10 protein-coding genes and 1 pseudogene are annotated in these 13080 nt (G+C 64.3%); 4 read left to right on the top strand and 7 right to left on the bottom strand.

Annotation, left to right across the window (positions count from 1 at the left end):
- Positions 1-1197, bottom strand: coding sequence for an amino acid aminotransferase (locus FHW64_RS25175; RefSeq protein ID WP_184531115.1), 1197 nt, complete (start codon positions 1195-1197; stop codon positions 1-3).
- A gap of 138 nt (positions 1198-1335) precedes the next feature.
- Here FHW64_RS25175 and FHW64_RS25170 point away from each other — a divergent pair, with 138 nt between their 5' ends.
- Both FHW64_RS25170 and FHW64_RS25165 read left to right on the top strand, forming a co-directional pair.
- Positions 1336-1815, top strand: a complete 480-nt coding sequence (locus FHW64_RS25170) for an Lrp/AsnC family transcriptional regulator (RefSeq protein WP_184530952.1) — start codon at positions 1336-1338, stop codon at positions 1813-1815.
- Between the two features lie 78 nt (positions 1816-1893).
- Positions 1894-2292 (top strand): LysR substrate-binding domain-containing protein, encoded by a 399-nt coding sequence (locus FHW64_RS25165; protein ID WP_184530951.1) that lies wholly within the window; start codon positions 1894-1896, stop codon positions 2290-2292.
- Here the strand turns inward: FHW64_RS25165 and FHW64_RS25160 are convergent.
- The 5 genes and pseudogenes from FHW64_RS25160 to FHW64_RS25145 all read right to left on the bottom strand — a co-directional run bounded on the left by FHW64_RS25160 (position 2289) and on the right by FHW64_RS25145 (position 5736).
- Complete coding sequence (locus FHW64_RS25160; RefSeq protein ID WP_184530950.1) at positions 2289-3404, bottom strand: DUF2827 family protein; 1116 nt, start codon at positions 3402-3404, stop codon at positions 2289-2291. The genes FHW64_RS25165 and FHW64_RS25160 overlap by 4 nt on opposite strands.
- Positions 3405-3560: 156 nt before the next feature.
- A pseudogene (locus FHW64_RS34885) lies at positions 3561-3668 on the bottom strand (ESPR-type extended signal peptide-containing protein); the annotation flags it as partial.
- Between the two features lie 193 nt (positions 3669-3861).
- On the bottom strand, positions 3862-4101 hold the full coding sequence (locus tag FHW64_RS25155; protein ID WP_184530949.1) for a LysR family transcriptional regulator: 240 nt from the start codon (positions 4099-4101) through the stop codon (positions 3862-3864).
- Positions 4102-4352: 251 nt separating this feature from the next.
- A complete protein-coding gene (ssb, locus tag FHW64_RS25150; RefSeq protein WP_184530948.1) occupies positions 4353-4874 on the bottom strand; it encodes a single-stranded DNA-binding protein in 522 nt (173 codons plus the stop codon).
- A 112-nt stretch (positions 4875-4986) separates the two neighbouring features.
- Complete coding sequence (locus FHW64_RS25145; protein WP_184530947.1) at positions 4987-5736, bottom strand: response regulator transcription factor; 750 nt, start codon at positions 5734-5736, stop codon at positions 4987-4989.
- Between the two features lie 296 nt (positions 5737-6032).
- Between FHW64_RS25145 and FHW64_RS25140 the strand changes: the two genes are divergently transcribed.
- Positions 6033-9071, top strand: coding sequence for an ATP-binding protein (locus FHW64_RS25140; RefSeq protein WP_184530946.1), 3039 nt, complete (start codon positions 6033-6035; stop codon positions 9069-9071).
- A gap of 12 nt (positions 9072-9083) precedes the next feature.
- On the opposite strand, the gene FHW64_RS25135 is transcribed toward FHW64_RS25140, so the two are convergent.
- A complete protein-coding gene (locus FHW64_RS25135) occupies positions 9084-9716 on the bottom strand; it encodes a response regulator transcription factor (protein ID WP_184530945.1) in 633 nt (210 codons plus the stop codon).
- Between the two features lie 215 nt (positions 9717-9931).
- Between FHW64_RS25135 and uvrA the strand changes: the two genes are divergently transcribed.
- Positions 9932-12982: an excinuclease ABC subunit UvrA gene (uvrA, locus tag FHW64_RS25130; RefSeq protein WP_184530944.1), complete on the top strand. Its 3051-nt coding sequence runs from the start codon at positions 9932-9934 to the stop codon at positions 12980-12982.
- The last annotated feature ends 98 nt before the right edge of the window (positions 12983-13080 follow it).

Genomic DNA, 13080 nt, shown 5'->3' with positions numbered 1-13080 from the left:
TCAACCCAGAACGGCGGCCATGGACTCGGCCACGTGGTCCACGTTGTTCGTCGTCAGGCCCGACAGGCACAGGCGGCCGGAACGCACGAGGTACACCCCATGCTCCTCACGCAGGCGATCCACCTGCGCCTCGCTCAGGCCGGTGTAGCTGAACATGCCGCGCTGCGTGAGGAAGTAGTCGAAGTTGCGACGCCCCTGGAACTTGTCGGTGAGCACCGCGTGCAGGCGCTCGCGCATGGCACGGATGCGCTTGCGCATTTCCGCCGTTTCGTTCGACCACTCGGCAAAGAGCGCCGGGTCCTGCAGCACGCGCGCGACGAGGCGGCCACCGTGCGTCGGCGGGGTGGAGTAGTTGCGACGCACCGTGGCCTTGAGCTGGCCCAGAACCACGTTCGCAGCCTCGCTGTTCGCGCACACCACGCTCAGGCCGCCGCAGCGCTCGCCGTACAGCGAGAAGTTCTTCGAGAACGAGTTGGCGACGAAGAACTGCAGGCCGGCATCGACCATCGCGCGCACCGCGAAGGCGTCCTGGTCGAGCCCGTCGCCGAAGCCTTGGTAGGCGATGTCGATGAAGGGGATCAGCTCGCGCTCGCGCAGCAGCGGGATCAGCGTCTGCCATTGCGCGGTGGTGAGGTCGACGCCGGTCGGGTTGTGGCAGCTTGCGTGCAGCAGCACGATGCTGCGTTTCGGCAGGTCGCGCAGCGCGGTCAGCATGTCGTCGAAGCGCAGGCCGCCGGTCTTCGCGTCGTAGTAGGGATAGGTCTTCACCTCGAGACCCGCGCCTTCGAAGATGGCGTGGTGGTTCTCCCAGGTCGGGTCGCTCACCCAGATGCCGCTTTCGGGGAAGTAGCGATGCAGGAAGTCCGCGCCGACCTTGAGGCCGCCCGAGCCGCCGAGGGTCTGCAGGGTCGCGATGCGGCCGTTCTTCACTGCTTCATGCTCGGCGCCGAAAAGCAGGCGCTGCACGCCGCCGCGGAAATCGGCCAGGCCTTCCATCGGCAGGTAAGGTCGCGGACCCAGTTCCTGGAGGATCGCGGTCTCGGCCTTGCGGACCGACGACAGCACCGGCAGGCGGCCTTCGTTGTCGAAGTACACGCCGATGCTGAGGCTGACCTTCTGCGGCCGCGGGTCCTTCTGGAAGGATTCCATCAGGGAAAGGATGGGATCGCCCCCGTAGGCGGGAACGTGATCGAACAAGGATGCGGTCGCTGTGGTCATGGGGCACTCGTCAAGGGAGGGAGGGTTGCGCGATTGTTCTTGATCGGGTCATCCTTGCCAACGATATTTTTGGGCTCGCATAATTTGTTCCGTCAGAACTCAGTTTTGGGAATTTTTATGCACGTCGATCTGGACAACACCGACCGTCAGCTCCTCGCGGCACTGCAGGAGAACGCCAGGCTGACCACAGGCGAACTGGCGCAGATGACGGGCCTTTCGCAATCGCCATGCTGGCGGCGGATCCGCCGTCTGGAGGAATCGGGCCTGATCGACGGCTATCACGCGCGGCTCGACCGGCGGGCGCTCGGCTACGGCGTGGTCGCGTTCGTGAGCATCAGCATCGATTTCCAGAACGAGGCGCGATCGAATGAATTCGTCGAAGCGGTGCGTGCCATCCCGCAGGTGGTGATGTTCCACGGCATCACCGGGTCAGCGGACTTCCTTCTGATGGTGATCGCGAAGGACCTCGACGCCTACTCAGAGCTGCTCCAGAGCAAGCTGCATCGGCTGCCGGGCGTGCGACATGTGCAGACGAGTTTTTCGCTTCAGGAGTTCAAGCGTTTCGACGACGTGCCGATTCCGGCAATGGAAGGCTGAAAACCGTCACCCGTGCCGCCGAACGCCTGAACCTGACGCAGCCCGCGGTCAGCAATTCGATCGCTCGTCAGCCTCGTCATGCGGCGCGGACACGCGCTGGACAAGGAATCCATCGACATCGAGGAGTTCCTGAACGCAAGGCACATCGATTACCGGACCGGTGGAATGACCGCGGGCATCTATGACCAGATCCTTGTGGCACGTGGATACACCCGCAACCTGGTCTTGACCTTGCCCAGCCACCAGCAAGCGCTCGCGGTGATCGCTGGATCGGACTGCGTTGCGGTACTGCCGAACTCGCTGGTGGCGACCAGCCCGTTTGCAGACTCGCTCGTGATCGCAGAGCCGCCCATCCCTGTACCGCCGCGCCCCTTCTGGATCATCTGGCGCAATCGCCATGCATCGAATGCGACGCACGCCTGGGTTCGCTCGGCCATCATCGAACTCTTTGACGAGCGATCGGCGATCGCCTCCTAGAGCGCGCGCAGCCTAAGCAATCTCTCGGCGTAGACGTCGAGGTTGTCCTGACGAAGCGGATCCACCGAGGCGATGACCCGCCGCGTGCGCATGCGGTATTCGTCCAGGTAACTGTCGTGTTCGACGATGGCCCGGCGCAACTGCGCCTCGCTTCCGGCCGCATCGCCTCTTTCGTCTTCGTAGTAGTACCCGGCGTCCGCGAGCCAGGTGGAGTTGTGGATCAGGGGGTAGTCGCCGTACAGCACGTCGAGGTAGCTGTAGTCCTGATCGTTCTCCCACCCATGCGCGATCACGGCATCCGCGAACTCGGCCATGAAGCCCACGATGTCGAAGGACCCGTGAAAGATGGCCTTGTGTTGCCGAAACAGGTCCGCCGAGCTCGCGAAATAGCGTGTTGCCGGGTAGTCCCTTGCGTGCAGGGTGTTCAGCACATGCGTCACCTTGACGCTGCCCTCCATCGATTCGGAGGGATCGATGCCGGCCACCATGGCGACGATCGATGTCTTGACCACCGCAGTTGCGGGCACGAATACCGCCACGCGCCATCCCTCGTCCTCGGCATCGCGCGTGCGATAGCCGAAGCGCTGGCCCAGCTGTTCGACCTCGTCGATGCGCGCCTGTGCGAACCGCGGGCTCCAGATGAACGGGACCACATGAACGGGGCACCGGTGCAGCAGCCGGAGCATGGGAGCGAACTCCGAGTCCTTGGGCAGGACCCAGACTTCATCGCATCGGTCGGCCCTTGAAAAAGCCGAGGGCCTTCCCGGAATGATGGGCTCGATGAGCCCGGCGTATGGATGGCCACAGCACACGTAGACCACCTTCTTGCCCTGGCTCCGCATCGAGGTCACCCACTGGGGGTCCAGGGCGCCGGCCATCTCGACGATCACGTCGACCCGCTTGGTCGCTTCTTGAACGGTCAACCTGCGAAGCTTCATCTGCCCGGGCCCGGCTGGCAGCGCTGCACCCGGCGTGCCGACGTCGATGAGCGAGACCGACTGGACAAACGACAGGTTCTGAAAGAGCTGCGCGAGAAGCAGCACGTTCTGGCCCAGTCCATCGGCCCAGATGCGTTGTCCCTCGCGGGAACACACGGAGATTCCGATATGCATGGTCGGCAGTCCCGGGTTACTTCCAGGTGACTCTGAGGCCCACGCTGCCCTGGATGGACGAGCGCACGCGGGCATCGCCGGAGACGCTGACGTTTGGGGAATTTGGAGAATCCCAAGTAAAACAATACCCAGTCCTCCCGAGTAGCATCTGGAGCGCCCGGCGCGTTGCACGCTCCGACGCTTGCCGCGCGCTGCTGTGCGCTCGCTAACCGCTACGCACGTTTGCGATATCTCATCCCAGATCGAGCAAAAAATTCGGTTCACGCCGGTCTCCTCTCGCGGCTCCACGATTCAGTGGGGCCAGAACCCGTGGATCGGGTCATCTGGATGCTAGGAATCGCGGCTCATCGACAAAAGAAGGCGCGGTGCAACGCAGCTTTCCAAAGATGCGTTGGATGGGACGAACTGGCGGATGCGGATCGCGAGGTCCGGGTGCATCTCGGACCGGCAGCAGGTCTCAGGCAGGCGCCTGTCCTTGGGCAACGAAGGCCTGGGCCAGCATGTCAAGGGTCACCAGGAATTTGCGCGCGTTGCGCGAAAGCAGGCTCACACCCAGTTGACGCTCCAGCAAAGTGACGCGGCGGCTGAGCCGCGAAACCGGGATATCGAAACGCCGGCTGGCGGCACTGAACCCACCGGCGTCGACCACAGCCACAAACGCCATCAAATCGTCGAATACACCGCTGACTGTTTCCATGAAAATTCCGGGAACCAACCCCGACCTCTCCTGCAAATGCGATGTGACTTTCGGCGCTGCAGCGATCTCGGTCCAATGGAATCTTGGAATTACGTCATCACTTCAATTGATGGGCGCTTTTTGCTCAAAACGTTCGGATTGACTCCAATTTCTTAATCGCTCAATTCGCCCATCAACTGCTGGCGCGCGACCATGAAAGAAGGCCGACCCCATCGAGGTCGGCCTTTGTTGATCTGACGGAGACGTCGGTCTTAGAACGGAATATCGTCGTCCATGTCGTCGAAGCCCGTCGACGACTTCGATGGCGCCTGGCGCGGCGCAGGTGCGGGAGCCCGGGGAGCCGCTGCTGGCGGGCGCGAATACCCGCCACCGCCGCCACCACCACCGCCGTAACCGCCACCGTAGCCATCGTCGTCGCCAGACGGGGCGCCTTGGCCCTGGCGGCTGCCGAGCATCTGCATCTGGTCGACGCGAATGTCGGTGGCGTACTTCTCGACGCCATCCTTGTCGGTGTACTTGCGCGTGCGGATCTGGCCCTCGACGTAGATCTGCGAGCCCTTGCGCAAGTACTGCGCGGCGATTTCAGCCAGCCGGCCGTTGAAGACGAGGCGGTGCCACTCGGTGGCCTCGCGCATTTCGCCGCTTTGCTTGTCCTTCCACTTGTCCGTGGTGGCGAGGGTGGCGTTGCACACCTGATCGCCGCTGGGGAAGGTGCGTGTTTCTGGATCGCGGCCGAGATTGCCGACGAGAATGACTTTGTTGACCGATGCCATGTGCACTGCCCTTGGTGACAGAAATGAGATTCGAGCCGCACCTTGCGCGCGGCTTTTCCAATCGATCGAGTCTAACTCGCCGGGCCCGTCGCCCGGCGTTTGCGGCTATGCCTCAGACCGCTGGGGTAAACACCTGCTCCGATAACCAGTGGATCACCGTACCGGTGGTCGAAGGCTCCGGGCTGCGGTTCTCCGTCTGCACCAGTCGGTAGCCCAGGTGAGGGTGCGTCTCGAGCCGCCAGCCGTGCAGGTCACGAAGCCGAAGCGACGACCGCAGCTCCTTGATGACGCTCCCGATGTTCTCGATCCGGCGCCGCTCCATGCCCTGCTCGTTGGGTGGCAGCATCAGGGTCAGCGTCCTCTTGTTGACCAGCTGTCCCGCGCGGAAGAACAGTTCCAGGGCGATGTCGAAAGCGACAGGGTCGAGCCTGACCTGACGTCCGTCAAAGGCGACGATCCGTCTCGCCGGATCGAGGGTGTAGTCCCCCCAGGTCAGTTGTAGTGGCGCCTTGTCGATGCCGATGGCGCCAAGCAGGCTGAGGATCGCGATGCAAAGGTCTCCGAAGTAGCGTGGCGATGCGGTCGCGACGTCGGTGGGCGGCGCGCTTGGCGCTGCGTCCCGCGCGAGTCGAGCATGCAGCAGGGGCACTTGCTGGCCGATGAGCTGGCGCACGGTTTGCAGAACGGGCCGCCCGAGGCTGTCCTCCGCCGGCGCGTCGCCAACCAGGAGCATCTCGAGCATCGACGCATCGGGACCGAGCTCGACCAGTTCATCGAGACTGACGAACACGAGCGGCGCATAGCCGACAGAGCGAAAGACACGGCGCGCATATTCGCGCGCGCGGACGGTGTAGGCGAGCACTGCGACTCGCCGGCGGGCGGCCGGACCTTGGACAATCGAGGCAGTCATGTTGTTTCCCTGGGTGCACTGCGTGCGCGTGCATCTGTTGTTGGCAGTCGATCGGCCCGAACCTCATGCAGCGGGCCGGCGGCATCTTAGGTCTTTAGTAGCAATTCAAATCTGGGTTGAACGTCGACAAGCCGCCTCTGCGTTCGAACAGGAACTTTCCCCGAGGAAATCTCCAGCCGGAAGTGCCTTCGATAAGAATGCACGCATCGAACCCACCGCTCGGTTGCTTTCCCATGGACGGAGGCTGCATGGAGATCAAGTTCAAGGCGTTGAGAGAGGCGATCGACCGAAGCGGCGTCGCCACCATGGCTCTGACCTGTCTGCTTGCCGCGGCGAGCTACTTCTTCGGTCACTCCCGGGCCATCGAACTCCACTGGTTCTGGGTCGCACTGGCTTCCGTCTGCATCGTGGCCCTTTCAACGGTGCAGTTCTTGCGCGTGCGACGCATCGGACGTCACGACGATGAACTTCATGCGGTCATGGATGCCGTTCCTCACATCCTGTTCTTCAAGGACACGGAGTTCCGCTACCGGACGATCAACGCAGCGTTTTGTCGCGCCCACGGGTTCGATCCAGCCCACGTGGTGGGGAAGACGGACAAGGATCTCTTTCCGTCCGGGCTTAACGAGCGCTTCCACGCACAGGATCGCGAACTCCTCGCGTCGCGCAGTGCAGGCACGTTCGACGAGACGATAGAGCTGCACGGAGGCGCCGTGCGCCGCTTAGAGGCGCGCAAGCAGCCGGTCTTTGACCGGTGCGGCAAGCTGCGCGGCATCGTCGGCGTGGCAATCGACGTCACGGAACAGCTTGCGGTTCAGCGCCAGTTGGAAGACCTCAATGCGCGACTGGGCGTCGCCTTGGAAGCGGCCCAGATGGGTGTCTGGGAATGGAATCAGACAACCGGCGACCTGCGCCTGGACCAGCGGGCGGGCGAGATCCTCGACTTGAAAGGCAATGGCCGCACGATCTCGGACTTCTTCGCGAAACTGCATCCCGACGATGTCGAGCCGATCGGGGCCCAGATCGAGATCGCGCGTGGAGGACAGCAGGTCGGCGCGTATGAATTCCGGATCGTCTGCGACTCGGGTGAAGTGCGCTGGGTCGAAGGCTTCATGTCGATGGACCACATACGTAACGGGCGTCATGACCGCGTGATCGGCGTCAATCGCGATATCACGGAGCGACGGGAGAAAGAGGTCGAGCTGCGCGAGGCCAAGTCGCAGGCGGACCGGGTACTGGCCGAACTCAAGCAATCGCGCATCGACCTCGAGCTGGCGCTGGCCATCGGTGGCCTGGGGGTGTGGCATTCCACCACCAGACTGCCGAAGAACACGAACCTGTGGAATCCCGCATTTCGCGACACGACGATCGAGGCGGACGAAAAAGTCCTTCAGATCTTCGAGATCGGCGACCACACAGACGAAGGAGAAGGAGCCCTGACCTGGCGAAAACTGGGCACGCTGGTGCATCCGGAAGACGTTGAAAGAGTGCGAGCGAAGCTGTTGCACATGTTCGCCGAGCGGCTGGAGCTCTACAGCGACCAATTCCGCGTTCGCAGGCCCAGCGGAGTCATTCGTGTGACCGAGGTGCGGGCCCGCATGGTGGTGTCGGATGACGCAGATGTGGTCGTCGTCGAGTTCACCGGCATCGCCAAGGACATCACCGACGAGGAAGCACTCAAGGCGAACCTTGTGACCAAGGCCGAGGAGGCACGCTCGGCGGTGGATGCCAAGGCCCACTTCCTGGCCATGATGAGCCACGAGGTGCGCACCCCGTTGAACGGCGTGCTCGGCATGATCGATCTCGTGCTGGACACGCCCCTGGACGACGACCAGCGCACCATGCTCGGGCGCTGCCGCGAGTCGTCCGTGTCGCTGCTGACCATCATCAACGACATCCTAGACTTCTCCAAGATCGAGGCGCGCATGCTGGACATCGAGAGCCGGCCGCTGGCGCTGGCCGGCCTCGTGGAGGATGTCTGCGCCACCTTCGGCGCGGAGACCGCGCGCAAGGCCATCGGGCTGAGTTTTCACGTCGATCCGGCCATCCCGCAGTTCGTGGTGGGCGATTCGGTGCGGCTGCGCCAGGTGCTCACCAACCTGATCGGCAACGCCATCAAGTTCACCCAGCAGGGCAGCGTGCGGGTGGAGGTGCTGCGCACCGACAAGGGCGAGCTCGAACTGGCCGTGCAGGACACGGGCATCGGCATCGATCCGCGGGCAGTCAGGACGCTCTTCGAGCCCTTCCGCCAGGCCGACATCGCCACCACCCGGCGCTATGGCGGCACGGGGCTGGGGCTGACCATCGTCAAGCAGCTGGTGGAGCTGATGCACGGCAGCGTGCGCTGCGAGAGCGCGCTCGGCGCGGGCAGCCGCTTCATCGTGACCCTGCCGCTGCGCCCGTGGGTGCCCAGCGTGGGCTCGGCCCCGGGGCGCAGCGCGCCGCACCGGCTGGCCATCGACGCGGCGGTGAGACAACCGGTGGCCAAGCCATCGTCCGAACCCAGCCAGACTGGCCAGGGCCAGCGGGTGCTGCTGGCCGAGGACCACCCGATCAACCGCGAAGTGCTCACCCGGCAGCTGCACAAGCTGGGCTACGCCTGCGACTGCGCCGAGGACGGGCAGCAGGCCTGGGAGATGCTCGAGGCGCAGCGAGCGCCCGGGGGCGACTACGCCCTGCTGCTGACGGACTGCCACATGCCGCGGCTGGATGGCTACGAGCTGACGCGGCGACTTCGGGAGCGCGAGCGAGAGCGGGGTCTGCCGAGGCTGCCGATCGTGGCGCTGACGGCCAATGCGCTGCAGGGCGAAGCCGAGCGCTGTCTGGCGCTGGGGATGGATGCGTATCTCTCGAAGCCGCTGCAGTTGGGGGATCTGCGCGAGGCGCTGTCCAAGGTGCTCCAGCGGGGTGTGGAGACGGACGAAGAGAAGGGTGCGGTGCAGGCTGCCGAAGTCACCGCGCCGCGCTATGCCCGGCTCATGCAGCTATGCGATGGCGACCCGGCCAAGGTCGCAAAACTCGTGGCGGTCTTCGTGGCAGCGACCGAGAAGGACATGCAGGCGATGGAACGGGCCGCTGATGCTGCCAACCACACGGTCCTGCGTCAGCTTGCGCATCGCATGAGCTCGGCCTGCCATCAGCTGGACGAGGACGAGGCGGTGCGTGCGTTCAAGGCCGTGGAGGACAGCGATTCCGATGCGACCTCGCTCGCGCTGTACCCGACTGCTCGCGCCGAACTCGCCTCTGTCATGCAGCGGGCGACCGCATTTGCCGGCATGCACGCCTGAACCATCGACTCGTCACGTGACGAGTCGGTGGGTACGAGAAAAATCGACCAGTTCTACGAGACTAGAGATGCTCAGCTTCTCGAAGATCCGCGCCTTGTATCCGCTGATCGTCTTGTTGCTGATGAGCAGGATCTCGGCGATTTCCTTGTTGCTCAGACCTCGCGCAAGATGCTGGAGCACCGTGAGCTCCCGATCCGACAGGCGCCGGATCATGGCGTTGGGCCGCGATCCGTCCAGCAACGTGGACTGCGAAGTCAGGATCGACGTCGCGAAGATGCTGTAGCCCGCGAGGACCGCATGCGCCGCATGGACCAGCCGCTGCAGATCCTCGGATTTGCTGATGAACGCATTCGCACCAGCCTTGACTGCGCGGGCACCGAAGATCGACTCCTCCTGGCCCGACAGCACGACCAGCTTGGTCCGGGGCAGCGCCTTGCGCACCCGCTCGATCACGTCGAGCCCGTTCAGGCGGGGCAATTCGAGATCGAGGATGACCAGTTGCGGCTCCAGCTCGCGGATGACCGCGAGGGCCGAAGGACCGTCCCCGGCCTCGCCAATGATTTCGAACTGATTGGTGCTGGTCAGCGCCGTTCGAACCGCCAGGCGGATCGCAGGATGACCGTCCACGACGACTACGGAATGCATATTTCTCCCTTACATGAACACGAGCGGCGGAGCATAGCGGCGTACTCGCAAGATGAGCGACGTTTCCGCATTTACGGGGCATTTTTCAGAATCTTCTTGTGCGGGAGGCAAGATTTCTTGCCGGCCGGGATTGCACCTGCCGTCCAAATCCCGGGCAAAGCCCTGAAACACCCGGGCACTTATCATGTCCGGTTGCCCAAAATCTGCTCGCCCACGTGAATCCCATTCCTGATGACGCCTACCTCGGTGCCGTGCTTGCGCAGCAGCGCATCAGCATTCGCGGCGCTCGCACGCACAACCTCAAGAACGTCGACCTCGACATTCCGCGCAACAAGCTGGTGGTGATCACCGGTTTGTCCGGCTCGGGCAAGTCGAGCCTTGCGTTCGACACGCTGTACGCCGAAGGGCAGCGCCGCTATGTGGAGAGCCTCTCGGCGTACGCACGGCAGTTCCTGCAGTTGATGGACAAGCCGGACGTCGACGTCATCGAGGGACTGTCGCCCGCGATCAGCATCGAGCAGAAGGCGACGAGCCACAACCCGCGTTCCACCGTGGGCACGGTCACCGAGATTCACGACTACCTGCGTCTGCTGTACGCACGCGCCGGCACGCCCTACTGCCCCGACCACGACCTGCCGCTGCAGGCGCAGACGGTGAGCCAGATGGTGGATGCGGTCCTGGCCATCCCCGACGAGCCGCGCCTGATGATCCTGGCGCCCGTCGCGCGCGACAAGAAGGGCGAGTTCCTCGAACTCTTCGCCGAGATGCAGGCGCAGGGCTACATCCGCTTCCGGGTCGACGGACAGACCTACGAATACAACGACCTGCCCAAGCTCAAGAAGACCGAGAAGCACGACATCGACGTGGTGATCGACCGCCTGCGCGCGCGCCCCGATATGCAGCAGCGCCTCGCGGAGAGCTTCGAGGCCGCACTGCGCCTCGCCGACGGCCGCGCGATCGCACTCGAGATGGATGCGCCCGCAAGCGAGCCATCCGCATCCGGATTGCCGCCCGCGCGCGAGCACCTGTTCAACGCGAAGTTCGCCTGTCCGATCTGCCACTACTCGCTGGCCGAACTCGAACCGCGTCTCTTCTCCTTCAACTCGCCGGTGGGCGCTTGCCCGACCTGCGACGGCCTTGGCAACCGCGAATTCTTCGACCCGGCACGCGTCGTCGCCTTCCCGTCGCTGAGCCTCGCGAGCGGCGCGGTGAAGGGCTGGGACCGCCGCAACGGCTATTACTTCAGCATGCTGGAGAGCGTTGCCAAGCACTACAAGTTCGACCTCGACAAGCCCTTCGAAGAACTGCCCGCGTCGGTGCAGCAGACCATCCTCAACGGCTCGGCGCATGAAGAAATCAAGTTCACCTACGTGATGGAAAGCGGCCAGCAGGCCGGCAAGAAGCTGGTGCGCAAGCACCCCTTCGAAGGGATCATCCCGAACATGGAGCGCCGCTATCGCGAGACCGACTCGGCGATGGTGCGCGAAGACCTCTCGCGCTTCCGCAACCTCCAGCCCTGCCCCGATTGCGAAGGCACGCGTCTGCGGCGCGAGGCGCGCAATGTCTTCCTGGTGGATGACGCAGGCCCCGAGCCGCGTCGCATGGCGATCTACGAGATCAGCCACGCCACGCTGCGCGAGAGCTTCGAATACTTCCGCGCGCTGCACCTGCGCGGTGCCAAGGCAGAGATCGCCGACAAGGTGGTGCGCGAAATCGGCCTGCGGCTCAAGTTCCTCAATGACGTCGGGTTGAACTACCTGAGCCTCGATCGCAGCGCTGAAACGCTTTCCGGCGGCGAGGCGCAACGCATCCGCCTCGCATCGCAGATCGGCTCCGGGCTCACCGGAGTGATGTACGTGCTCGACGAGCCCAGCATCGGGCTGCACCAGCGCGACAACGACCGCCTCATCGGCACGCTGAAGCACCTGCGCGACATCGGCAACAGCGTGATCGTGGTCGAGCACGACGAGGACATGATCCACGCCGCCGACCACATCATCGACATGGGCCCCGGCGCGGGCGTGCATGGCGGGCGGGTGATGGCGCAAGGCACCTACGCACAGGTCGCCGGCAATCCGGATTCGCTCACTGGCCAATACCTCTCGGGCGAGAAGAAGATCGCGGTGCCGGCACGCCGCACCCCATGGCTGCCGGTGGTCACCAAGGAGTCACCGGAGACCACGAAGAAGGCATCGCGCTTTCCGCCAAGCGCCGCAGCCGAGCGCCGCGCCGCACGCGAAGCCGCGCATCTCGCGACGCAGAGCGACGTGCAGGAGATCCGCGTGGTCGGCGCGACCGGCAACAACCTCAAGAACGTGAACGTCGCCTTCCCGGTCGGGCTCCTGACCTGCGTCACCGGCGTCTCGGGTTCCGGCAAATCGACGCTGGTCAACGACACGCTCTACACCGCGGTGGCACGCACGCTCTATCGCGCGCACGAGGAGCCGGCCGCGCACGAGGCGATCGAAGGCATCGAGTATTTCGACAAGGTCATCAACGTCGACCAGTCGCCCATCGGCCGCACGCCGCGCAGCAACCCGGCCACCTACACCGGGCTCTTCACGCCGATTCGCGAGCTGATGGCCGAGACCAACACCGCGCGCGAACGCGGCTACGGCCCCGGCCGCTTCAGCTTCAACGTCGCAGGCGGCCGGTGCGAGGCCTGCCAGGGCGATGGCGTGGTGAAGGTCGAGATGCACTTCCTGCCCGACGTGTACGTGCCCTGCGAGGTCTGCCACGGCCAGCGCTACAACCGCGAGACGCTGGAAGTGCAATACAAGGGCCGCAACATCGCGCAGATCCTCGACATGACGGTCGAAGCCGCGCACGAATTCCTGAAGGCGGTGCCGACCATCGAGCGCAAGCTGCACACGCTGCTGGACGTCGGCCTGAGCTACATCAAGCTGGGACAGGCCGCGACCACGCTTTCGGGCGGCGAGGCGCAACGGGTCAAGCTCGCGCTCGAGCTCAGCAAGCGCGATACGGGCCGCACGCTCTACATCCTCGACGAGCCGACCACCGGCCTGCACTTCGCGGACATCGAGTTGCTGCTGAAGGTGCTCCACCAGTTGCGCGACGCGGGCAACACCATCGTGGTGATCGAGCACAACCTCGACGTCATCAAGACCGCTGACTGGCTGATCGACATGGGCCCCGAAGGCGGCGCAGGCGGCGGCACGGTGGTGGGCACCGGCACGCCGGAGACGATCGCGGCCAACGAGGCGAGCCACACAGGGCGCTACCTCAAGCGGCTGTTGCCCGGCTGAAGAAGCCCGTCCATGGCGCTGGCGACATGACCTCCGAGGTCATCGACGCCATGCGCGTGCTCGAAGACATTGGAGGCAAGCCGGAGCCGAGGTGGCAC

It is taken from the genome of Variovorax sp. Sphag1AA (assembly GCF_014192575.1).
Classification (GTDB): Bacteria; Pseudomonadota; Gammaproteobacteria; order Burkholderiales; family Burkholderiaceae_C; genus Variovorax.
Note: the sequence above shows the minus strand (reverse complement) of the source record. Positions and strands in the feature narration are given on the sequence as shown.